The following is a 22,829-nucleotide window of genomic DNA, read 5'->3' as shown; positions in this document are numbered from 1 at the left end:
CATGGCCTGGTTCGACCATGAAGGCTGCAGCCTGCACTATGAGGAATACGGTCACGGCACTCCGCTGATCCTGATCCACGGCCTGGGCTCCAGCAGCCAGGATTGGGAGCTGCAGGTGCCGGTGCTGGCCCGTCACTACCGCCTGATCGTGGTGGATGTGCGCGGCCATGGACGTTCCGACAAACCTCGGGAGCGCTACAGCATCGAAGGGTTCACCTACGACCTGATTGCGCTGATCGAACACCTGGACCTGCCGCCCGCCCATGTGGTGGGTTTGTCCATGGGCGGCATGATCGCGTTCCAGCTGGCGGTGGACGAACCCGGCCGGGTCAAGAGCCTGTGCATCGTCAACAGCGCGCCGCAGGTCAAGGTACGCAGTGCCCAGGAATACTGGTGGTGGGTCAAGCGCTGGACGCTCGCCCGTGTGCTCAGCCTGACCACCATCGGCAAGGCCCTCGGCGACCGGCTGTTTCCAAAACCTGCGCAGGCCGACCTGCGCCGCAAGATGGTCGAACGCTGGGCAAAAAACGACAAACGTGCTTATCTCGCCAGCTTCGATGCGATTGTGGGCTGGGGCGTACAGGAACGACTTTCGAGGATTACCTGTCCAACCCTGGTCATCAGCGCCGACCACGACTACACCCCCGTGGCCCAGAAAGAAATCTATGTAAAACTGCTGCCCGATGCGCGGCTGGTGGTGATCGAGGATTCCCGCCATGCCACGCCCTTGGACCAACCCGAAGTCTTTAATACCACCCTGCTCGATTTTCTAAAGACAGTCGAAACCACTACCCAGGATCACTGACCCATGCTGAAAAAAATCGCCTTTTTTGCCGGTTCCGTTCTGTTCGCTACCAACCTGATGGCCGCCGAGCCTTCCAAGGCGCCACACGTATTGATCTCCACCACCAACGGCGACATTGAAATCGAACTGGACCCGGTCAAGGCGCCGATCAGTACCAAGAATTTCCTCGCCTATGTCGACAAAGGCTTCTACACCAACACGATCTTCCACCGCGTGATCCCGGGCTTCATGGTCCAGGGTGGCGGGTTCACCCAGCAGATGTCGCAAAAGCCGACCGAAGCGCCGATCAAGAACGAAGCCAGCAACGGCCTGCATAACGTGCGTGGCACGCTGTCGATGGCCCGCACCTCGAACCCGGATTCGGCCACCAGCCAGTTCTTCATCAACGTGGCTGACAACGCCTTCCTCGACCCGGGTCGCGATGCCGGTTATGCCGTGTTCGCCAAAGTGGTCAAAGGCATGGATGTGGTCGACATCATCGTCAACTCGCAGACCACCACCAAACAAGGCATGCAAAACGTGCCAATCGATCCTGTCCTGATCAAGTCGGCCAAGCGCATCGACTGAGGTCTGCAGGAAATTCCGCGCGCGGCCCACAAGGCTGCGCGCGCATTTGAAAGGAGAGCCCGCCAGGCGGGCGTCAACCCTAATGCTCTATCGTCGTTTTGAACAACTGATCGATATTTTCCGCGACGCCCCCAGCGCCGCCCCTCCCGACAAAGTCCTGCCCTTCTATCTCTACTACCTGCGCCAGGTGTGGCCCTGTTTTGCCGCACTGCTGGTGGTGGGCCTGGTCGGGGCGCTGATCGAAGTCGCGCTGTTCAGCTACCTGAGCCGTATCATCGACCTGGCCCAGGGCACACCGCCCGCTGACTTCTTCCAGATCCACAGCACCGAGCTGATCTGGATGGCCGTGGTCGCCCTGCTGCTGCGCCCGATTTTCAATGGCCTGCATGACTTGCTGGTGCACCAGACCATCAACCCCGGCATGACCAGCCTGATCCGCTGGCAGAATCACAGCTATGTGCTCAAGCAGAGCCTGAATTTCTTCCAGAATGATTTCGCCGGACGCATTGCCCAACGCATTATGCAAACCGGCAATTCCCTGCGTGACTCTGCGGTGGCAACAGCCGAGGCCATCTGGCACGTGTCGATCTACGCCATCACCTCCCTGGTGCTGTTTGCCGAGGCCGACTGGCGGCTGATGATTCCGTTGATCACCTGGATCATTTGTTACTGCCTGGCCTTGCGTTACTTCGTGCCGCGGGTCAAAGAACGTTCGGTGATCTCTTCCGAGGCACGTTCCAAACTCATGGGGCGCATCGTCGACGGCTACACCAACATCACCACCTTGAAGCTGTTCGCCCATACGCAGAATGAGCAGGAATACGCCAAGGAAGCGATCATTGAGCAAACCGAAAAAACCCAGCTGGCGGCACGCGTGCTCACCAGCATGGATGCGGTGATCACCGTCCTGAACGGCCTGCTGATCGTCACCACCACCGGCCTGGCCCTGTGGCTGTGGACGCAGTCGCTGATCTCCGTAGGGGCCATCGCCCTGGCCACTGGCCTGGTGATTCGCATCGTCAATATGTCCGGTTGGATCATGTGGGTGGTCAACGGCATTTTCGAAAACATCGGCATCGTGCAGGACGGTCTCAAGACCATCGCCCAACCCCTGGCCGTGGTCGACCGCGACAACGCCCCCCGGCTGACAGTGCCCCATGGCGAAGTACGTTTTGAGCAGGTGGATTTCCACTACGGCAAGAAGAGCGGGATCATTGGCGACCTGAACCTGAACATCCAGGCCGGGGAAAAAATCGGCCTGATCGGCCCGTCGGGTGCGGGCAAGTCGACCCTGGTCAACCTGCTGCTGCGCCTCTACGACCTGCAAGGCGGACGCATCCTGATCGACGGCCAGAACATCGCCGAGGTGGCCCAGGAGACCCTGCGCGAACAGATCGGCATGATCACCCAGGACACCTCGCTGCTGCACCGATCGATCCGCGAAAACCTGCTGTACGGCAAGCCGGAGGCCACCGACGAAGAACTCTGGGCCGCAGTGCATAAGGCCCGTGCCGATGAGTTCATCCCGCTGCTGTCGGACGCCGAAGGGCGTACCGGGCTGGATGCACATGTGGGCGAACGCGGGGTGAAACTCTCCGGCGGGCAACGCCAACGTATCGCCATCGCGCGCGTACTGCTCAAGGATGCGCCGATCCTGATCATGGACGAAGCCACGTCGGCGCTGGACTCGGAAGTCGAGGCGGCGATCCAGGAAAGCCTGGAAACCCTGATGCAAGGCAAGACGGTGATTGCGATTGCGCACCGGTTGTCGACCATCGCACGGATGGACCGCCTGGTGGTGCTGGAGAAAGGCCAGATCGCCGAGACGGGCAGCCATGCCGAGTTGCTGGCCCATGGCGGGTTGTATGCGCGGTTGTGGCAGCACCAGACCGGGGGGTTTGTCGGCATCGACTGAAGCAAATGTGGGAGGGGGCTTGCTCCCGATATCGGTGGGTCAGCCACCAAATTTTGCGACTGACACTCCGCCATCGGGGGCAAGCCCCCTCCCACATTGGTGGCCTGGACTTGTGTAAAAACCGTGCTGTACTCAGTGCAGTGCCCAGACGGGCGCTGAAGTAAATCTGCAGGGAGCATCACTGGTTTACTGATTGGGTAGAGCGATCTATCAAGGACGTGCTGCATGTCTTTGTTCAAGCGTTCAGTCACAGAGGGGTTAGGTACGTTTTGGCTGGTGTTGGGCGGTTGTGGAAGTGCGGTGTTGGCCGCCGCGTTTCCCGCTGTCGGGATCGGGTTGTTGGGCGTGGCCCTGGCGTTCGGGCTCACGGTGCTGACCATGGCGGTGGCCATCGAACACATCAGCGGCTGCCATCTCAACCCGGCGGTATCGGTGGGGCTGGTAGTGGGCGGAAGGTTTCCGGCCAGGGAGTTGCCGGCGTACATCGTTGCCCAAGTCATCGGCGGGGTAGTCGCCGCTGCATTGTTGTACTTCATCGCCAGCGGCAAGCCGGGCTTTGAACTGGCCGGGGGGCTGGCCTCCAACGGTTATGGCGAGCATTCGCCAGGCGGCTATTCAATGGCAGCGGGGTTTGTCTGTGAGTTGGTGATGACAGCCATGTTCGTGCTGATCATCCTCGGCGCCACCGACCACCGTGCCCCGAAGGGCCTCGCGCCCATCGCCATTGGCCTGGCTCTCACGTTGATCCACCTGATCTCCATCCCCGTGACCAACACCTCGGTCAACCCGGCCCGAAGTACCGGCCCCGCATTGATCGTGGGCGGGTGGGCGATCCAGCAATTGTGGATGTTCTGGCTCGCGCCGATCCTGGGTGCGGTGGTGGGCGGTGTTATCTATCGATGGTTGGGCAAAGAGGAGCCGGCCTGAAACGCAACCCCCGTAGCAGCTGCCGAGCGCAAGCGAGGCTGCGTCAGGCGCACTGCCGATTCAGGCTCGAGTCGCGGCCGACGCAGCCTCGCTTGCGCTTGGCAGCTGCTACGAATTTGCGCGGTGTGGGGCGGTTTAGGCTTGCCGATAAGGCAGGGCCGCCCTCGCCTCTTCGGCATACGCCACAATCCCCACCCGTTCGCGCTCGAGGAAATCCTCCACGGCATTCTTCAATCCGGGATGGCGCAGGTAGTGCCACGACCGGGTGATCACCGGTTCGAACCCGCGAATCAATTTGTGCTCACCCTGGGCACCAGCGTCGAAGCGTTGCAGGCCGTGGGCGATGGCGTAATCCATGCCCTGGTAGAAGCAGGTTTCGAAATGCAGCCGGTCGAACTCGGCCAGGCAACCCCAGTAGCGGCCGTAGAAGCTGTCACCACCGATCAGGCTGAAGGCCATGGCCACCGGGCGTGAACCTTGTTTGGCCAGCACCACGCGGATCGCCTCGGGCATGCGCTCGGCCAGCAGGCTGAAAAATGCGCGGGTCAGGTACGGTGCCTGGCGACGTACCGCGTAGGTATTGGCGTAGCAGGCGTAGACAAAATCCCACTGCGCCTCGCTCAGCTCGTGGCCTTGCAACCACTCGAAGTCGATGCCCTGCCCTGCCACTTGTTCACGCTCCTTGCGCATTTGTTTGCGCTTGCGCGAACTGAGGGCCTCGAGGAAATCCTGGAAGTCGCGGTAGCCGCGGTTCTGCCAATGGAACTGACAACCCAGGCGCTGTAACCAACCCGGCTGCAGGGCTAACGCCTCATCGGCCAAACCGTCGGTGAAGTTGATATGGGCACTGGAGAGCCCTTCGATCTCCAGGTAGCCCGGCAGGCTCTTCAGCAGCTCGAAACCATCGTCGGCGCTGGCAGCCAACAGGCGGGGGCCACTGACAGGGCTGAACGGTACGGCTGTCAGTAGCTTGGGGTAGTAATCAATGCCCGCCCGCTCGCAGGCATCGGCCCAACCATGGTCGAACACGTACTCGCCGTAGGAATGCCATTTGCGATAACTGGGCAATGCCGCCACCAGTCGATCGCCATCCCAGTGCAACAAATGCTCCGGTTGCCAGCCCGATTGAGGGCCCAGGCTGGCACTGTCTTCCAGCGCGCTGAGGAAGGCGTGCCGCACAAAGGGCTGGGCGTCCGGCACCAGTGCGTCCCAGGCCTGCGGGGCGATTTCGGACAGGCTGTCCAGGCGTTGCAGCGGCATTGGCATCCTCACTACGTCATGGCATGAAAGCCTCGCGAGTATCGCTTATCGCACGTCCGCGCACACCCCCAAATCGCCCGACAAGGCTCTAAATCAATAGTTCCATTCTTAAATAATTTGTCATCTAGATGACATCACTTAGCCACTGCGGCGTCATAAACGATCGTGATACTGACGCCTGTTTTTAGAGCGCCTGGTTCTAGCAGGTGGTTATTTTTCCGTCCGTCATCGGTCGGTTGTGTCCTGGATGGCTTGCCATCCCTCCTCACTTTCGGAGATTGATATGCGTCTTGCTTCCACTAAAACTGCGGCGGTCCTGTGCGGCGGCCTGCTAATGGCCCTGAGCGTTCCGGCCAGCGCCGCAGTCGACGCTAAATTGCTCGACATGCTCAAGGCCAACGGCCAGATCACCGCTTCGCAGTACACCGAACTGCAAAACGAGTTGGCCAAAGACCAGAAAGAACAGCAGATCGCACGGCAAGCTCAACAAGAGACCAACGAACAGATCGCGGCCACCGCGAAAAAAACCAACGAGCTGAGCAGCTTCGACCAGAAGCTGGCCTGGGCCGCCAAGACTCAGTTCAAGGGTGATGTGCGCATGCGTCATGAGACCATCAAGGTCGAAGGCGAAAATGGCGTCACCCGTGGGGGCGTCACCGGTCGTGACAAGGATCGCGAACGGATCCGCGCGCGCCTCGGCGCCTACACCGAAATCAACCCACAGGTGGACACCGGTATTCGTATCGCTACCGGCGGCGGCAGCGATGCGCGCTCCACCAACCAGGACCTGGACGGCTACTTCGATAAAAAATCGATCTGGCTGGACCTCGGCTACATCGACTACCACCCCGACCAGATCAAAAACCTGCACATCATTGGCGGCAAAATGCTGCAACCCTGGGTCAACATGGGCGATGTGATCTGGGATAGCGACATCAACCCGGAAGGCCTGGCCCTCACCTACAAGTACCCACTGGGCGGCAGCGCCGAGCTGTTCGGCAGCCTGGGTAACTACAACCTCAAGGACAACGTGGACGGTGACGGCGTGCAGTACCGCCATGACCTGCGCCTGACCACCGGCCAGTTGGGGACCCGTTTCTCGGTGACCGACAACCTGAAAATGACCCTGGGCGGCAGCGTCTACGCCTACCAGAACGATGAAGACAGCCGTGCCTCCGGTACCAGTACCCCGAACGTGCTGGCAACCAACGGTAACACCCCCAACGGCGAGTTCCGCCTGTATGAAGGCTTCGGTCAAGTCGATATTGGCGGCCTGGCGGTACCCCTGTCGTTCTACGGTCAGTACGTGAAAAACAACGACGCCATCGATGATGCGGACACTGCCTGGTTGCTGGGCGCCAAGTCCAAGGTGTTCGGTTTCAACCTGGACTACAACTACCGCGACGTGCAGAAAAACGCCGTGGTGGGTGCCTTCACGGATTCGGACTTCGGCGGCGGCTTCACCGGCTCCCGTGGTCACAAGTTCAAAGTCGGCTATGACATCGACAAGAACTTCGCCGTCGGCGCAACCTACTTCCTGACCAAGACCGACACCTACAGCCGCACACTCGTGGACGGTAGCGCCAAAGCCAACACCTTCCAGCTGGATGCAGAAGCCAAGTTCTAAAGAAGCAGCTTTGAGCGGCAAGCGACGAGCTTCAAGGAGAAGCGCGTTACTTGCCGCTTTTCCCTTGCAGCTTGAAGCTGCCCTATTGCCCCTTGAGCCGCTCGGCAGCCAGTTGCTGCGCCAAGGCATCCAGATCCTTTACCGGCTCCTGCGGCAGAATCCGCAACGTCGCCTGCATCAGGCGCATCTGGCGGATAAACCGTCGGCAGTTAGGGCAGAACATCAAGTGATGACGCACCAGCAGACGCTCGCGAAAGGTCAATTGCCCATCGAGATAGTCACTGGAACGTGCCACTTGTTCTTTACAGGTCAACATTCGCCCGTTTCCTCAAAATGCTCCACCGTGGCGAAGACTTTAAGCCGTGCTCGATGCAACAGCACTCGGACATTGGAGAGAGAGAGCGTCAGAAGATTACAGATCTCCTCCAGCTCCAGACCCTGGCGTTCACGCAGCACCAGCACGCTGCTTTGCAGTTCGGACAAACTCAGCAACGTGTGCTCCAGGCACTTACGCAGTTCATCCTCGGTCAGCAAGGCTTCCGGGGTGTCCTGGTGCCAGGCATACGGGGCGACGGCCCAGTGGCCATCATCGGGGGAGAATCGGTCATCACCGATGGTGCCGTGGGGCGAAGGTAAATCGTCGAGCAACACTTCCCGGCGATTCTGCTTATAGCGCCCCTTGGCAGCGTTGGCGGTAATGGTCAGCAGCCAGGTTTTGAGGCTCGAACGCCCTTCGAATTTGGCCAGGTTACGCACCACCGACAGCCAGGCGTCCTGCACCACTTCGTCGGCATGGCGCTGACCGGCGATGGCATAGGCCACCGCCCGCATTGCGCTTTGGTACGTGCTGACCAATTCCTTGTAGGCCCGTTGCTCGCCCTTGAGCAGCCGTTCAAGCAGGTGCGCGTCGTCCGCTGCTGCCATTCAAGACCTCGATTGTCTTAACGCTTGCGCAGGATCACGCTACCGATCGAATAGCCTGCGCCAAACGAACTGAGTACCGCGACGGCGCCCTTGGGCAGATCGTCCTGGTAGGTATGGAACGCAATCACCGAACCCGCCGAGCTGGTATTGGCGTAAGTATCAAGGATCACCGGTGCTTCTTCTACCGTGGCTTCGCGGCCCAGCAGTTTCTTCACAATCAGGTGGTTCATGCTCAGGTTGGCCTGGTGCAGCCAGAAGCGCTTCACATCGGCCACGTTCAACTGGTTTTCTGCCAGGTGCACGCCGATCAGCTCGGCGACCATCGGGCACACGTCACGGAAGACTTTGCGGCCTTCCTGCACGAACAGCTTGTCGGGCGCACCGATGCCCTCTTCCGCCGCGCGGTTGAGGAAGCCGAAATTGTTGCGGATGTTATTGGAGAACTTGGTCAGCAGCTTGGTGCTCACCACGTCGAACTGATGCTCGGAGGTCGCCAGGTCGGCGCGCTCGAGGACGACGGCAGTGGCGGCGTCGCCGAAGATAAAGTGGCTGTCGCGGTCGCGGAAGTTCAAGTGGCCGGTGCAGACTTCCGGGTTGACCATCAGGATCGCCCGGGCCTGGCCCAGCTGGATGCTGTTGGCGGCGTTCTGGATGCCGAAAGTTGCCGAGGAACACGCCACGTTCATGTCGAAACCGAAGCCTGCGATGCCCAGGGCTTCCTGGACTTCGATGGCGATGGCCGGGTAGGCACGTTGCAGGTTGGAACAGGCGACGATCACACCGTCGATGTCGGCGGCAGTCTTGCCGGCGCGCTGCAGGGCCTGTTCGGCGGCGCCGATGGCCATCTGGCAAAGCACCGACCACTCGTCATTGCTGCGCTCAGGCAGGCGCGGCGCCATGCGCTGCGGGTCCAGGATGCCGTCCTTGTCCATCACGAAGCGGCTCTTGATGCCCGAGGCTTTTTCGATGAACGCAGCGCTCGACTCCGTCAGCGCCTGGACTTCACCGCGCTCGATGGCGGCGGCGTTGTCCGAGTTGAACTGGTGCACGTAAGCATTGAAAGACTGCACCAGCTCTTCGTTGGAGATGCTGTTGGCAGGGGTGTAAAGGCCAGTGCCGCTGATGACGACGTTATGCACGATCGTTCCTCTAAATCTGTCAGGCAGATGATATTGGTACCGTCGTACCAAATTTTAAGTAGTTTTATTCCGCCCAGCGGACATCAAACTGGCAACGCTTTATTCCATCGCGCCGCGGCTGCACACCAGCCCATCACGACGATCCCGGCATTTATAACCGCGAAGTTTGCCACAAACCCTGGGGTTTGGCGCCATATGCCGGACAAACACCCTGATCAAAGCGCCATCAAGTTTCAATGTGGGAGGGGGTTTTCCCCCGATAGCGGCGTGTCAGACAAAGATTCTGTGACTGATATACCGCTATCGGGGGCAAGCCCCCTCCCACATTTGGACCTGCCTGGCCTGGGTGACCGAGAAAGGATCAGGCCTCTACCAGGCTCCACTGCTTGCTCAATCGCTTATCGGAAATCGGCACCTTGGTACCCAACTGCTGGGCAAACAACGACACCCGATATTCCTCCAACCACCAGCGATAAAGCGCCAACTGAGGGTCGCGCTTGCCTTCCTGGGTGTGCTTGTTCAAACGGTTCTGGTACTGCGCCCACAGGCCGCCCAGCTCGCTGCTCCACACGCGGTCCTTCTGCACTTGACTCGGCAGTTTCTCCAGGCGCAATTCGATGGCCTTGAGAAAACGCGGCAGTTCCTTGAACCACTGCGTCGGGGTTTCGCGCACAAAGCCGGGATACACCAGGTTGCTCAATTGCTGCTTGATGTCGTTCAGGGCCACGGCCTGGGCCAGGTCGATCTTGCCCTTGAAGCGCTTTTGCAGGCCATGCCAGAGCTTCAGCACTTCCAGGGTCAGGCGCGCCAGGCGTTCGGCGTGTTCGGTCCAGCTGCCACGCTTGCGTTCAGCCAGCGCCGCCAAACCGGCACCGTCACGCGGCAAACTGGCTTCACCTTCCAGTACGCAAGTGTCAAGGCTGGCCAGCAGGATGTCTTCCACAAGGGCGTCGATACGCCCCAGTTCGCGGTACATCAGGCCCAGTTCGGTCAGGCCGGGCAATTTGCCGCGCAGGAATTTGGCCGGTTCCGCCAATTGCTGCATCAGCAGGCGCTGCAACGCACGGCGGTGCTGGAACTCAGCCTCGGCGGCGGTGGAAAAACGTCCCTCTTTCACGGTGCCGTTTTCTTCCACCAGCGCCGGGTAGACCGTCATCGACAGCCCGGCGATCTTCTGCTGGGTTTTTTCAGCCACCGCCGCGAACACCTTGGCCTCCACCGGCTGCTGGCTTTTGGCGGTTTGCGGCACGGCCAGCGCGGCCTGGCTGGCTTCGACAAAACGTGCGGTCAACTCGGCCAAGTCGCGGCCTTCGCCAAGGAACTTGCCTTGGCCGTCGACCACTTCCAGATTCATCTTCAGATGGTTTTCCACCTGCTGCGCCGCTTCGGCCCAGGCTTCATCGCTGACCCGCGCCCCGGTCATGCGCAGCAACTCGCGTCCCAATGCCTGGGGTAGCGAGCCTTGGCCAAACTCAATGCGCTGCAGCGCCGCCTTGACGAAGTCCGGCACCGGCACGAAGTTCTTGCGCAGGGCCTTGGGCAGGTTGCGCACCAGGGCGATGCACTTGGCTTCGATTACCCCCGGCACCAGCCACTCCAGGCGCTCCGGCGGCAAAGCCGGCAGCAGCGGCGCCGGTACGCGCAGGGTCACGCCGTCGCGCGGGTGGTTGGGTTCGAAGTGGTAACTCAGGGCCAGCTCCAGATCGCCCAGGTGCAGGGTGTCCGGGTAATGCGCGGCAGTGACTTCACTGGCCTCGCGGGCCAGCACGTCTTCCTCGCGCATGATCAGCAACTGCGGGTCTTTCTGGCTGTTGACCTTGTACCAGCTGTCAAAGGTGGCGGTCTGGTGGATCTCCGCCGGCAGCCGTGCATCGTAGAAGGCGTACAGCGTCTCTTCATCGGCCAGGATGTCGCGGCGGCGCGCCTTGGCTTCCAGTTCGTCAAGCTGCTCCAGCAGTTGCTGGTTGGCTGTCAGGCACTTGGCGCGGGACTGAATCTCGCCGCGCACCAAACCTTCGCGAATAAACAACTCGCGCGACACCACCGGGTCAATCGGCCCGTAATGCACCGGCCGACGCCCGACCACGATCAGCCCGAACAGGGTGATCTGCTCAAACGCCACCACCTGGCCGCGCTTCTTCTCCCAGTGGGGTTCGAAGTGGTTTTTCTTGATCAGGTGCCCGGCCAGCGGTTCGATCCAGTCGGCATCGATCTTCGCCACCATGCGCGCATACAGCTTGGTGGTTTCCACCAGCTCGGCGGTCATCAGCCATTGCGGGCGTTTTTTGCCGATACCCGAGGACGGGTGAATCCAGAAGCGTCGCTGACGGGCGCCGAGGTAATCGCCGTCTTCGGTCTTCTGGCCGATCTGGCTGAGCAGGCCGGACAGCACTGCCTTGTGCAGCTTGGGGAAGTCCGCCGGTTCTTTGTTGACGGTCAACTGCATGTCGCGGCAGATCAGGCTCAACTGGCGATGGGAGTCGCGCCACTCGCGCAGGCGCAGGTAATTGAGGAAGTTCTTGCGGCACCAGTTGCGCAGCGGGCTGGCGGTCAGTTCCTGGCGCTGCTCTTCAAAGCCGCGCCACAGGTTGACCAACCCGGCGAAGTCCGAATCCGGGTCCTTCCATTGGGCGTGGGCCTGGTCGGCGGCCTGCTGGCGCTCCGGTGGGCGCTCGCGCGGGTCCTGGATCGACATGGCACTGGCCACGATCAACACTTCCTGCAAACTGCCAAGCTTGGCGGCTTCGAGCAGCATGCGGCCCATGCGCGGGTCCACCGGCAGGCGCGCCAGCTGGCGGCCGAGCGGGGTCAGCTGGCTGTTGCGGTCGACCGCCGAGAGTTCCTGCAACAGGTTGAAACCGTCGCTGATGGCCTTGCCATCCGGCGGCTCGATAAACGGGAAATCGGTGATTTCGCCGAGGCGCAGGTGCAGCATCTGTAGGATCACCGCCGCGAGGTTGGTGCGCAGGATCTCAGGATCGGTAAATTCCGGACGGCCGATAAAATCCTCTTCGCTGTACAAGCGAATGCAAATCCCCGGCTCAACCCGGCCGCAACGACCTTTACGCTGGTTGGCACTCGCCTGGGAAATCGCCTCGATCGGCAGGCGCTGCACCTTGGCACGGTAGCTGTAGCGGCTGATGCGTGCGGTGCCGCTGTCGATCACATAACGGATGCCCGGCACGGTCAGCGAGGTTTCCGCGACGTTGGTCGCCAGTACCACGCGGCGCCCTGGGTGGGACTGGAAAATGCGCTGCTGCTCGGCCGGCGACAAGCGCGCGTACAACGGCAGGATCTCGGTGTGCTTGAGCTGGGCCTTGCGCAGCATGTCGGCGGCGTCGCGAATCTCACGCTCGCCGGGCAAAAACACCAGCACATCGCCGGGGCTGCGCCGTTCGCTGCGCTCATAGGCGGCGATTTCATCGAGGGTGGCGAGGATCGCCTGGTCGACGGTCAAGTCGTCTTCGACGCGGTTGCCTTCCTCGTCCTGTTCCAGGGTCAGCGGGCGATACCAGGTGTCCACCGGGAAGGTGCGACCCGACACCTCGACAATCGGTGCGTCGTCGAAGTGCTTGGAAAAGCGCTCCAGGTCGATGGTGGCCGAGGTGATGATGACTTTGAGGTCGGGACGACGCGGCAGCAGGGTCTTCAAGTAGCCCAGCAGGAAATCGATGTTCAGGCTGCGTTCGTGGGCTTCGTCGACGATGATCGTGTCGTAGCGTTCCAGGTAACGGTCGTTCTGGGTTTCCGCCAGCAGGATACCGTCGGTCATCAGCTTGATCAGGGTGTTGGAGTCGCTTTGGTCTTCGAAGCGCACCTGATAGCCGACCAACGCGCCCAGCGGCGTGGCCAACTCTTCGGCGACGCGGCTGGCAACACTGCGCGCCGCGATCCGGCGTGGCTGGGTGTGGCCGATCAGGCCGTATTGGCCGCGCCCGATCTCCAGGCAGATTTTCGGCAACTGGGTGGTCTTACCCGAGCCGGTTTCGCCGGCAATGATCAGCACCTGATGCTTGAGCAGCGCGTCCTTGATTTCATCGCGCTTGGCCGCGATCGGCAGGCTGTCGTCGTAACGAATCAGCGGCAGGCTGGCGCGCCGCGCCGTGACCTGGGTGCAGGACGCCTGCATGCGGGTCACCCACTGCGCCAGCTTGTCCTCGTCGGGTTTCTTGCGCAGCTCGAGCAACTGGCGCCGCAAGCGGTGACGGTCGGCGAGCATGGCGTGATCGAGGTTTTTCAGCAGTTGGTCGATAGCGGGCGCTTGGTCAGTCATCAGGTACGCAAAGGTCGTCTATTTATGCAGGGTGCGGATTGTCGCAGAAAAGCAGCTGCGAGCGGCAAGCTTCAAGCGGCAAGTCAGGGCGGATCTGCTTTTACTTGCCGCTTTGAGCTTATGGCTGCTCTTTTCTTTTATAAGGGAAGACATCGATCACTTTGCCTGCACGAATCGCATCCTGCAGGCCTTTCCAATAATCAGCGTTATACAGCTCGCCATGCAGTTCATCGAACAGCTTGCGCTGGCCGGCGTCGGCGAACAGGAACGGCGGGAATTCTTCCGGGAACACGTCCAGCGGGCCGATGGAGTACCAGGGCTCCGAGGCCATTTCATCCTCGGGCGTGCGCGGCGCGGGGATGTGGCGGAAGTTGGCTTCGGTGAGAAAGCAGATTTCGTCGTAGTCGTAGAACACCACGCGACCGTGACGGGTGACACCGAAGTTCTTCAGCAGCATGTCGCCGGGGAAGATGTTCGCCGCCGCCAATTGCTTGATCGCCAGGCCGTAGTCTTCCAGGGCTTCGCGTACCTGGGCGGGGTTGGCGTTTTCCAGGTAGAGGTTGAGCGGGGTCATGCGCCGTTCGGTCCAGCAGTGGCGGATCAGCACGGTGTCGCCTTCCACTTCGACGGTGCCGGCGGCGACGTCCAGCAGTTCAGCCAGGCACTCGGGCTCGAACTTGCCCAGGGGAAAGCGGAAGTCGGCGAACTCCTGAGTATCGGCCATGCGCCCGACGCGATCGACACTTTTGACCAGGCGGTACTTCTCGATCACCGTGGCGCGGTTGACGTTTTTCGACGGTGAAAAACGGTCCTTGATGATCTTGAACACGGTGTTGAAGCCCGGCAGGGTGAACACGCTCATGACCATGCCACGCACGCCGGGCGCCATGATGAATTGATCATCGGTGGTCGCCAGGTGGTTGATCAGCGCGCGGTAGAACTCCGACTTGCCGTGTTTATAGAAACCAATCGAGGTGTACAGCTCGGCGATGTGCTTGCCCGGCAGGATGCGTTTGAGAAAGCCGATGAATTCCGCCGGCACCGGCACGTCGACCATGAAGTAGGAGCGGGTAAACGAAAAGATGATCGACACCTCGGCTTCGTCGGTGATCAGCGCATCGATCCGGATGCCCTGGCCTTCACGGTGCAGCAGCGGAATCACCAGGGGCCATTGTTCGTCGCGGGTGTAGATGCGCCCTACGAGGTAGGCGCCTTTGTTGCGGTAGAGCACCGAGGAAAACAGCTCGACCTTGAGGTCCGGGTCCTTGCACACCCAGTCCGGCAGGTTTTCCCGCAGTTGGGCTTCGAGGCGACGCAGGTCGGCGCTCAGGTCGGCGTAGGGCTCGCTGAAGCGATAGTCGGCAAAAATCTGCGCAAGCATCTCGGGAATTTGGCCCGCAGGCGCGTAGATACGGGTTTGCGCCGCCCGCGCCCGGCGCAGGCTCGGCCGGGTGGTGTGGATGAACATGCAGCCGTCGCTGATCAGGTCATGGCTGAACAGGCCGCAGAAGATCGAGTTGTACCAGGTCTCGGACAGCTCATCGTCAAAGCGCAGGTCGATCAGGCCGATGTAGGCGCTTTTCACCAGCGGCCATAGATCTATGTCGAGCAATGTGCCGCCGTCGAAATTCCCACGCAAGCGCGTGGTCACCTCGCCGACCTTGTCTTCGTACAGGGCGATCCGCGCCGCCGACGCCGCTTGCCCCTGTTGCCACTGGGCCTTTTCGAAACGCTCGCGGGCGCCATCGGTGATCTGGCGGAAATGTTCGCGGTAATCGTCGAAGCCTTCGAGGATTGTACGGGCAATAGCAAGGGCGGGCGTGGATGGCGACATGCGGGAAACCTCGAACGGGCATCTGGAAGCCCAGAGCTTAGCCAGTGTACGAAGGCAGGAGAAGGGTCATTTTTTGCACTGACTTGTACAGCTCTGTTCGCTTCGTACATTTATTTTCAATTTATTTAATTCGACCATCCGGTCAATAAATGCACCAAAACGTCGCACTGTGTTTTATCCACACGCCTTTAACCCTGTGGCCTGGCAGGTAGAGGCCGGAAAACCGCCAGCCGTGACGGTCACATCCCCGCCGTAGGGTATTGGATCCAACTAAGGGAAACCCCGATTACCACCTTGATGGCACTTTGATATATAGCGCGCCCTCTCCCACCCTAACAAGGTCCGAAGACCGATCCGGGAGCAGGTTCTAATCGCCCAAGGAGCATTGAGATGTCATTGAGGAACATGAGGATCGGTCTGCGTGCCAGTCTGAGTTTTGGGGTTTTGGCCAGCTTACTGGTGATTGTGGGAATGTTTGGCCTGGGCCAGATGGCCAAGCTGCGCGAAAGCGCGCTGGTCATTGAACAAACATGGATGCCGAGCATCGAGAATATCCACGACAGCGCAGCCTTGGTGGCCACTGTCCGCCTGGAGTCCCTGCGCCTGGTGAGCACCGACGAATCTCGCGTGCGTGACACCAGCAGAGGCCTGATCACCCGCTCCAGCAGCGAACTGCAAGCCCTGCTCGAACGCCATGAAACCTTGCTCAGCAATGACGAAGAGCGCGAACTGCTGAAAACGCTCAAGACCCATGTAGCAACGTACCTCGCCATCGTCGGGCAAATGGTCGCGTTGGTGGACAAAGATCAACAGCAAGACGCACTCGACCTGCTCGTCAGCCGCCTCGCCCCCCAGGGCACGATCCTGAGCCAGAGTCTGGAAAACCTGATCGTCTTTAACCAGAACGGCGTCGAAGCGGCAGCCGGTTCGGCCGCACAGGTGTATTCAAGCGCGCAGTGGATTGTCGGCCTGATTATCGCTGTCGCACTGATCGCCACCTTGCTGCTGGCCTGGCTGCTGACCCGCAGCATCACCGCACCGATCAACCAGGCATTGGTCGCGGCACGCACCATTGCCAGCGGTGACTTGAGCCAGCCGATCGTGGTGCGCGGCCATGACGAACCCGCGCAATTGCTGACCGCCTTGGCAACCATGCAAATGCAACTGCAGACCACCATCCGTGGCATCAGCGAATCGGCGCAGCAACTGGCTTCCGCCGCCGAGGAAATGAGTTCGGTGATGGAACAAAGCACGCGCGGCCTGCAGGCGCAAAACGATGAAATCGAACAAGCCGCCACCGCCGTGACCGAGATGAGCACGGCAGTGGACGAGGTCGCGAGTAACGCGGTGTCCAGCGCCGAGGCGTCCCAGGCTTCGGATGAAGACAGCAAGCACGGCCACTACCAGATCAGCGAAACCATCAGCTCGATCCAGAACCTGGTGGACGAAGTGCTCGACGCCTCGAACAAGGCCGAAGGCCTGGCGGTTCAAGCCCAGGACATCAGCAAGGTGCTGGAAGTGATCCGTGGCATCGCCGGGCAGACCAACCTGCTGGCACTCAACGCAGCGATTGAAGCAGCGCGTGCCGGTGAAGCCGGGCGTGGGTTTGCGGTAGTCGCCGACGAGGTGCGTTCGCTGGCGCAGCGCACCCAGGACTCCACCGAAGAAATCGAGCAGATGATCACCGGTATCCAGCAAGGCACCCAGGACACCGTCGAGGCGCTGAACAGCAGTGCCGAGCACGCCGGCCAGACCTTGAAACGGGCCAACGGCGCCGGCAGTGCACTGGAAAAAATCACCGCCTCCATCTCGCAAATCAGCCAGCGCAACCTGGTGATCGCCAGCGCCGCCGAGCAACAGGCGCTGGTAGCGCGCGATGTGGACCGCAGCCTGGTGAATATCCGCGACCTGTCCACGCAGACCGCCGCCGGCGCCACCCAGACCTCGGCCGCCAGCCAGGAACTGTCGCGCCTGGCGGTGGACCTCAATGGGCTGGTGACGCGGTTTGTCCTGTAATCAGTGAAAGCGGCGTGCAACACTCGCCGCCTTATTGATGTAGGAGTGTTCCGTGAGACCTGTTGACACCCTTTACCTGCTGGGGCTCGCCGCCATCTGGGGCGCGAGCTTTCTGTTCATGCGCATCATCGCGCCGGAAATCGGCACGGTACCGACCGCATTTTTCCGCGTATCAATCGCCGCCGCCGGGCTGTTGGTGATCCTGGCGATGATGCGGGTGAGATGGGATTTCCAGGGCAAGTTCAAGACGGTCCTGCTGCTGGGGGTGATCAACTCGGGGATCCCGGCGACCATGTACTCGGTGGCGGCCCAGGTACTGCCGGCGGGTTACTCGGCGATCTTCAATGCCACCACGCCATTGATGGGTGTGTTGATTGGCGGGCTGTTTTTCAGCGAACGGCTCACACCGTCGAAAATCGCCGGGGTGTGCCTGGGTCTGTTTGGCGTAGGTGTGTTGACCCGTGCGGGACCGGTGGCATTTGACCTGGAATTATTGATGGGCGCACTGGCCTGCCTGTTGGCCACCACCTGTTATGGCTTTGCCGGTTTCCTGGCTCGGCGCTGGCTGGACCAGCGCGGCGGGCTCGACAGTCGTCTCGCGGCCCTGGGCAGCATGCTGGGCGCGACACTGTTTCTGCTGCCGATCTTTGCCTACAGCGCGATCAGCCATCCGCCTGCGAGTTGGGGTGGGTGGCAGGTGTGGCTGTCGTTGCTGGGCTTGGGCCTGGTGTGTACGGCGTTTGCCTACGTGTTGTACTTCCGCTTGCTCACTGCGATTGGACCGGTGAGATCGATGACCACCACCTTTTTGATCCCGCCGTTTGGGGTGTTGTGGGGGGCGCTGTTGCTGGATGAGCCGTTATCAATGGCGCATATATATGGTGGGGTGTTGATCGCCGGGGCGCTGTGGCTGGTATTGCGGCCTCGAAAACCGTAGGCGCCGGCTGACCGGCGCCTACGGGGGGGGTCAGTTTTTGCGGAACACAAACACCAACCCAACAACAATCAACCCCATCCCCAACAAGCTCAGCACAGCCAGCCTATTGCCAAAGATCAGATAGTCCATCACCGCCGTCACCGCCGGCACCAGATAGAACAAACTGGTGACATTCACCAGATTGCCGCGGGCGATCAGGCGGTACAGCAACAGCGTTGCCAGTAACGACACCACCAGGCCCATCCACAGCACCGGCAGGTAAAAGCCGGCGTTGTGTTCAACGTGGAAGGGCTGGAACGGCACAAACACCGAACACAGCAGCAGCCCCGCCAGGTACTGCACCGGCAGCGTGCCGAGGGGGTTGTCGGTGATGCGCTTTTGCATGATCGAGCCGAAGGTCATGCTTGCCAGCGCCAGCAGCCCGAACAGCATCCCGGCCAGGGACATGCCCGACAGCCCGATGCCTTGGTAGACCACCATGATCAGCCCGGCCAAACCCAGGCTCAGGCCAAACATCCGACGCCAGGAACGCTGGCGCTCCATCAGCACCACGGTGAGGATCGGCTGCACCCCCATGATGGTCGCCATGACGCCGGGGGTGACGTTGAGGTCCAGGGCCAGCAGATAGAAAATCTGATAGGCCCCCAACAACACCAACCCGGTTGCCGCCGCGTAGAGCAGGGGCTTGCCGGGACGCGGCAGTTTCAGCTTGAGGATCGGCACCAGCACCACCAAGCCTGCAAGGGCGACGGCGAAGCGGACCAACAGAAACGCGAAGGGTGACGCATGGGCCAGGCCCAGTTTGGAGAAGATCGCCCCGCTGCTCCACAGCAAGACAAACAGGCTCGTCGAGGCCGCCGCGGCCACGGAGTGTTTCGAAAGAACGGACATGGTTACCACCTGTAATCAGGCAAAAAAAGCCGATTCAGCAGTTGCTGAAACTCAGTAGGTTTTTTTCAGGCGGGCCGACGGGAACAGCAAACAGCTGATCAGCCCGAAATGCCAACACCCGGCGGTGATACGACTGCGTACACCGGCGTGCTACTGACAGGTGGGGGGTAGTGACTGATCTGCGCAGGCTGCTTGTTCGCGCACGGCACGAGCACAGCGTTGACCGCTGAATCGACTACCGCTATGCGCAGGGAAGCTGGCATGTGCTGATCTTTTTGAAGGGGTAAAGACGCGAGGACTATAACCAGCCGATGACATGTTTTGCAATCACTTGCCCAAGCCCTTTGGCGCGGAAGCGTTTTCACGTTGCGGGGCGCGGGCCGTCGTTATAATGCCGGCCGGCTTTTTTTAAGGACTCCCCATGCTCGCACTGCCCTGGCTGTACCTGGCGCTTCTTTCCATCGGCTATGTGCTGGCCCTGGCCTACGGGCAACTGGGCGTGCTGGCGCTGGTGTCCATCGCCCTGCTGTTGATCGCCGGCTATGCCGTCCGACAGCAACGCACGCCGTGGGCACGCTACCTGGGTCACGGGCTGTTTATCGTACTGGCCCTGAGCCTGGCGATGCACTGGCTGCCGGGGTTCTATAACGGACGCGGCATTGACCCGCAGCGATTTACGCCTGATGCCGTGCCGTTCTCGATGTACCTGAACCAGGACAAGCCGTTGATCGGCTTCTGGTTGCTGCTGGCCTGCCCGTGGATCGTGGCGCGACGCTCGTTGCGGCTGTCGATCTGCGTCACCGCGTTGGCGCTGGCGCTGACCGCCATCGTCGCTCTGGGTGGCGCCGCGTTGCTGGGCGGAATCAGTTGGGCGCCGAAATGGCCGGACCAGGCCTGGCTGTGGGTGCTCAATAACCTGTTGCTGGTGACCCTGGTGGAAGAAGCGCTGTTCCGTGGCTACATTCAAGGCGGCTTGAGCCGGCGCTTCAAACATTTGTCCTACGGCGAAAACCTCGCGCTGTTGCTGGCATCGCTGCTGTTCGGGCTGGTGCACGTGGGCGCGGGGTGGCAGTGGGTGCTGCTGTCGAGCATCGCCGGGGTTGGTTATGGCCTGGCCTATCGATTTGGGGGGCTGGGTGCGGCGATTGCCACGCACTTTGGCTTGAATCTGCTTCACTTCGGGTTGTTTACGTATCCGATGCTAGCGGGCTGATGCCACCGCAGAGGAACGAGCAACCCGCCAATTGTTGCAAAAATAAGTTAAATAAACCCCCGTTACCGCCGATACCCAATGAAAGCCTTGCGGATTGAACAATCATGCGTAATAACCAACCCGTTACCCAGCGCGAACGTACCTTCCCCGCTCAGCAACGGTTGATCTCCACCACAGATGCCAAAGGCGTGATCACCTACTGCAACGACGCTTTCGTCGAAATCAGTGGGTTCTCTCGCGACGAACTGGTGCGTGCGCCGCACAATCTGGTCCGTCACCCGGACGTGCCAGCGGCCGTGTTCGGGCATATGTGGACCACGCTCAAACAAGGCTTGCCATGGATGGGCATCGTTAAGAACCGCTGCAAGACGGGCGATCACTACTGGGTTAACGCCTATGTGACGCCGGTCTTCGAAGGCAACCAGGTGGTCGGCTACGAATCGGTGCGCATCAAGCCCACCGCCGAGCAGATCCGCCGTGCCGAAGCGCTCTACCAACGCATCAACCAGGGCAAGTCGGCCGTTCCCCAGCGGGACAAGTGGCTGCCGGTGTTGCAGGACTGGCTGCCGTTTATCCTGATCAGCCAATTGAGCTTCATGATCGGTGTGTCGCTCAACTCCCACTGGGGCTTTGCCCTGGCGGCGGGTTTGTCGGTGCCGTTGGGCTTGCTCGGTCTGAGCTGGCAACAGCGCGGTCTCAAGCGTTTGCTGCGCCTGGCCGAGCAGACCACGTCCGACCCGTTGATCGCGCAGATGTACACCGACAGCCGTGGCGCCCAGGCGCGCCTGGAGATGTCGATCCTCAGCCAGGAGGCACGTCTGAAGACCTGCCTCACGCGCTTGCAGGACACTGCCGAGCACCTCAACGACCAGGCGGCGCAGTCCAATACCCTGGCGCACAACAGCTCCAGCGGCCTGGAACGCCAGCGCGTGGAAACCGAGCAGGTGGCCACGGCGGTCAACCAGATGGCGGCGACCACTCAGGAAGTGGCCAGCCATGTGCAGCGCACCGCCGACGCCACCCAGGAAGCCAATCGCCTGACCGGTCGCGGTCGCGATATTGCCGGGGAAACCCGCGAGGCGATTCAGCGTCTGTCGGTGGCCGTGGGCGAGACCGGCGTGACCGTCACCCAACTGGCCAAGGACAGCGATGAGATCGGCGGCGTAGTCGACGTGATCAAAGGTATTGCCGACCAAACCAACCTGTTGGCGCTCAACGCCGCCATTGAAGCGGCGCGTGCCGGTGAGATGGGCCGGGGGTTTGCGGTGGTCGCCGATGAAGTCCGCCAACTGGCGCAGCGCACAGCTGAGTCGACCGGGCAGATCCATGCCCTGATCGCCAAGCTGCAGCAAACCGCTGCCGCCGCCGTGCAAACCATGGACGCCGGGCATCGCCAGGCCGAAGAAGGTGTGGCGCGGGTGATGGAGGCGGATCAGGCGTTGGTGGGCATCAGTGAAGCGGTGGCGCATATCACCGACATGACCACCCAGATTGCGGCCGCCACCGAAGAGCAAAGCTCGGTAGCCGAAGAGATCAGCCGTAATATCAGCACCATTGCGCTGTTGGCGGATCAGACCTCGGAGCAGGCGATGAACTCGGCGCAGTTGAGTGAGGAATTGACGCGTACGGCCAATACCCAGTACTCCCTGGTCGAGCGTTTTAACCGCTAGACCGCTATCGAGGGCAAGCCCCCTCCCACACTTTGACTGTATTCACACATCAACATGTGGGAGGGGGCTTGCTCCCGATGAGGCCCTGACAGGCACCGAGAAACCTGGCGACCTGCACCGCCGCAGCCTCCAGATGCTGCTCATGGCTGAACCCCGAAGCCTTCAACGGCTTCAAGTCATGATCCCCCGCGACCAGCCACATCACCTCGATGCTCGGCGATAATTCATAGCCCGCCACCGCCACCCGATTACCCAAGGCATCGCGCTCGCCCTGCACAATCAGCGTCGGCGTGTTCAGCCCGGCCAGATGCTCGACCCGTGGTTTCTCCGGCTTGCCCACCGCATAGAACGGATACCCCAGGCACACCAGGCCATCGACGGCCAATTCATCCGCCAACAGACTCGCCATGCGCCCGCCCATGGACTTGCCGCCAATGGCCAGTTTCCCAGCGACATGACGTCGCACCTCGGCATATACCCCGCGCCACGCCTCCAGCAGTTTCGGCGCCGGGTTGGGTGGGCGTTTGCCGCCGTCCAGTCGGCGCTGGGCCATGTAGGGAAACTCGAAGCGCAACACGTTCACGCCATGCCCGGCAAGGCGTGCAGACATGTCGTTCATGAAGGATGAGTCCATCGGCGCGCCGGCGCCGTGGGCCAGGATCAGCGTCACGCAGTCACTGGAAACAGCGCCCGACGCACCATTCCATAACCAGCCATGTTCCCGCACACACTGCGCCCATTGATCCCCGTCAATACTGGCCTTGTGCTCTTTGCCCATGCTTGCCTCGCTATTCAGTCTGCCTATAACTCCAGCCCAAGTGCCGCATCTGC

Annotated in this window: 17 protein-coding genes; 9 read left to right on the top strand and 8 right to left on the bottom strand. The window is 61.1% G+C overall.

What is annotated here, in order from left to right:
* Window position 1 precedes the first annotated feature (1 nt).
* From AB1462_RS11200 to aqpZ, 4 genes are all read left to right on the top strand, one after another.
* On the top strand, window positions 2–805 hold the full coding sequence (locus AB1462_RS11200) for an alpha/beta hydrolase (protein WP_090400191.1): 804 nt from the start codon (window positions 2–4) through the stop codon (window positions 803–805).
* A 3-nt stretch (window positions 806–808) separates the two neighbouring features.
* Window positions 809–1,372, top strand: a complete 564-nt coding sequence (locus AB1462_RS11195; RefSeq protein WP_367246734.1) for a peptidylprolyl isomerase — start codon at window positions 809–811, stop codon at window positions 1,370–1,372.
* A gap of 82 nt (window positions 1,373–1,454) precedes the next feature.
* Window positions 1,455–3,287: an ABC transporter ATP-binding protein gene (locus AB1462_RS11190; RefSeq protein ID WP_090400193.1), complete on the top strand. Its 1,833-nt coding sequence runs from the start codon at window positions 1,455–1,457 to the stop codon at window positions 3,285–3,287.
* 225 nt (window positions 3,288–3,512) lie between these two features.
* A complete protein-coding gene (aqpZ, locus tag AB1462_RS11185; protein ID WP_367246733.1) occupies window positions 3,513–4,214 on the top strand; it encodes an aquaporin Z in 702 nt (233 codons plus the stop codon).
* Window positions 4,215–4,349: 135 nt separating this feature from the next.
* Here aqpZ and AB1462_RS11180 read toward each other — a convergent pair whose 3' ends face one another.
* The gene (locus AB1462_RS11180) at window positions 4,350–5,474 is read right to left on the bottom strand and encodes a GNAT family N-acetyltransferase (RefSeq protein ID WP_367246732.1); all 1,125 of its coding nucleotides are present in this window, start codon (window positions 5,472–5,474) and stop codon (window positions 4,350–4,352) included.
* A gap of 283 nt (window positions 5,475–5,757) precedes the next feature.
* On the opposite strand from AB1462_RS11180, the gene AB1462_RS11175 reads away from it, so the two are divergent.
* Window positions 5,758–7,101, top strand: coding sequence for a putative porin (locus tag AB1462_RS11175; protein WP_367246731.1), 1,344 nt, complete (start codon window positions 5,758–5,760; stop codon window positions 7,099–7,101).
* 82 nt (window positions 7,102–7,183) lie between these two features.
* Here AB1462_RS11175 and AB1462_RS11170 read toward each other — a convergent pair whose 3' ends face one another.
* From AB1462_RS11170 to aceK, 5 genes are all read right to left on the bottom strand, one after another.
* A complete protein-coding gene (locus AB1462_RS11170) occupies window positions 7,184–7,417 on the bottom strand; it encodes an anti-sigma factor (protein ID WP_090400201.1) in 234 nt (77 codons plus the stop codon).
* Window positions 7,411–8,025 (bottom strand): RNA polymerase sigma factor, encoded by a 615-nt coding sequence (locus AB1462_RS11165; protein WP_090400203.1) that lies wholly within the window; start codon window positions 8,023–8,025, stop codon window positions 7,411–7,413. Before AB1462_RS11165 ends, AB1462_RS11170 begins: the two co-directional genes overlap by 7 nt.
* Window positions 8,026–8,042: 17 nt before the next feature.
* Window positions 8,043–9,164, bottom strand: coding sequence for a beta-ketoacyl-ACP synthase III (locus tag AB1462_RS11160; protein ID WP_027603750.1), 1,122 nt, complete (start codon window positions 9,162–9,164; stop codon window positions 8,043–8,045).
* A gap of 361 nt (window positions 9,165–9,525) precedes the next feature.
* Window positions 9,526–13,437 (bottom strand): ATP-dependent RNA helicase HrpA, encoded by a 3,912-nt coding sequence (hrpA, locus tag AB1462_RS11155; protein ID WP_367246730.1) that lies wholly within the window; start codon window positions 13,435–13,437, stop codon window positions 9,526–9,528.
* 118 nt (window positions 13,438–13,555) lie between these two features.
* Window positions 13,556–15,271 (bottom strand): bifunctional isocitrate dehydrogenase kinase/phosphatase, encoded by a 1,716-nt coding sequence (aceK, locus tag AB1462_RS11150; RefSeq protein WP_367246729.1) that lies wholly within the window; start codon window positions 15,269–15,271, stop codon window positions 13,556–13,558.
* Window positions 15,272–15,661: 390 nt separating this feature from the next.
* On the opposite strand from aceK, the gene AB1462_RS11145 reads away from it, so the two are divergent.
* Together AB1462_RS11145 and AB1462_RS11140 are read left to right on the top strand one after the other, a co-directional pair.
* Window positions 15,662–17,287 carry a methyl-accepting chemotaxis protein gene (locus AB1462_RS11145; RefSeq protein ID WP_259193695.1) on the top strand — a complete coding sequence of 542 codons (1,626 nt, stop codon included), beginning with the start codon at window positions 15,662–15,664 and terminating at the stop codon, window positions 17,285–17,287.
* A gap of 52 nt (window positions 17,288–17,339) precedes the next feature.
* Window positions 17,340–18,224, top strand: coding sequence for a DMT family transporter (locus AB1462_RS11140; RefSeq protein ID WP_367246728.1), 885 nt, complete (start codon window positions 17,340–17,342; stop codon window positions 18,222–18,224).
* Window positions 18,225–18,254: 30 nt separating this feature from the next.
* Here AB1462_RS11140 and AB1462_RS11135 read toward each other — a convergent pair whose 3' ends face one another.
* The gene (locus AB1462_RS11135) at window positions 18,255–19,115 is read right to left on the bottom strand and encodes a DMT family transporter (RefSeq protein WP_090400219.1); all 861 of its coding nucleotides are present in this window, start codon (window positions 19,113–19,115) and stop codon (window positions 18,255–18,257) included.
* 421 nt (window positions 19,116–19,536) lie between these two features.
* Between AB1462_RS11135 and AB1462_RS11130 the strand changes: the two genes are divergently transcribed.
* Complete coding sequence (locus AB1462_RS11130; protein ID WP_367246727.1) at window positions 19,537–20,328, top strand: lysostaphin resistance A-like protein; 792 nt, start codon at window positions 19,537–19,539, stop codon at window positions 20,326–20,328.
* Window positions 20,329–20,432: 104 nt separating this feature from the next.
* Entirely contained in the window at window positions 20,433–21,998 is a 1,566-nt protein-coding gene (locus AB1462_RS11125; protein ID WP_090400247.1) for a PAS domain-containing methyl-accepting chemotaxis protein, read from the top strand.
* A 49-nt stretch (window positions 21,999–22,047) separates the two neighbouring features.
* On the opposite strand, the gene AB1462_RS11120 is transcribed toward AB1462_RS11125, so the two are convergent.
* Window positions 22,048–22,776, bottom strand: coding sequence for an alpha/beta family hydrolase (locus AB1462_RS11120; RefSeq protein WP_315338308.1), 729 nt, complete (start codon window positions 22,774–22,776; stop codon window positions 22,048–22,050).
* Window positions 22,777–22,829: the final 53 nt, after the last annotated feature.

This window comes from Pseudomonas sp. SB113 (assembly GCF_040754745.1).
GTDB lineage: Bacteria > Pseudomonadota > Gammaproteobacteria > Pseudomonadales > Pseudomonadaceae > Aquipseudomonas > Aquipseudomonas grimontii.
This window is presented reverse-complemented; position numbering and strand designations above follow the sequence as displayed.

Coding starts and splice junctions, on each gene's coding strand:
- AB1462_RS11200 (WP_090400191.1), top strand. CDS start 2: ATGGCCTGGTTCGACCATGAAGGCTGCAGCCTGCACTATGAGGAATAC.
- AB1462_RS11195 (WP_367246734.1), top strand. CDS start 809: ATGCTGAAAAAAATCGCCTTTTTTGCCGGTTCCGTTCTGTTCGCTACC.
- AB1462_RS11190 (WP_090400193.1), top strand. CDS start 1,455: ATGCTCTATCGTCGTTTTGAACAACTGATCGATATTTTCCGCGACGCC.
- aqpZ (WP_367246733.1), top strand. CDS start 3,513: ATGTCTTTGTTCAAGCGTTCAGTCACAGAGGGGTTAGGTACGTTTTGG.
- AB1462_RS11180 (WP_367246732.1), bottom strand. CDS start 5,474: ATGCCGCTGCAACGCCTGGACAGCCTGTCCGAAATCGCCCCGCAGGCC.
- AB1462_RS11175 (WP_367246731.1), top strand. CDS start 5,758: ATGCGTCTTGCTTCCACTAAAACTGCGGCGGTCCTGTGCGGCGGCCTG.
- AB1462_RS11170 (WP_090400201.1), bottom strand. CDS start 7,417: ATGTTGACCTGTAAAGAACAAGTGGCACGTTCCAGTGACTATCTCGAT.
- AB1462_RS11165 (WP_090400203.1), bottom strand. CDS start 8,025: ATGGCAGCAGCGGACGACGCGCACCTGCTTGAACGGCTGCTCAAGGGC.
- hrpA (WP_367246730.1), bottom strand. CDS start 13,437: ATGACTGACCAAGCGCCCGCTATCGACCAACTGCTGAAAAACCTCGAT.
- aceK (WP_367246729.1), bottom strand. CDS start 15,271: ATGTCGCCATCCACGCCCGCCCTTGCTATTGCCCGTACAATCCTCGAA.
- AB1462_RS11145 (WP_259193695.1), top strand. CDS start 15,662: ATGTCATTGAGGAACATGAGGATCGGTCTGCGTGCCAGTCTGAGTTTT.
- AB1462_RS11135 (WP_090400219.1), bottom strand. CDS start 19,115: ATGTCCGTTCTTTCGAAACACTCCGTGGCCGCGGCGGCCTCGACGAGC.
- AB1462_RS11130 (WP_367246727.1), top strand. CDS start 19,537: ATGCTCGCACTGCCCTGGCTGTACCTGGCGCTTCTTTCCATCGGCTAT.
- AB1462_RS11125 (WP_090400247.1), top strand. CDS start 20,433: ATGCGTAATAACCAACCCGTTACCCAGCGCGAACGTACCTTCCCCGCT.
- AB1462_RS11120 (WP_315338308.1), bottom strand. CDS start 22,776: ATGGGCAAAGAGCACAAGGCCAGTATTGACGGGGATCAATGGGCGCAG.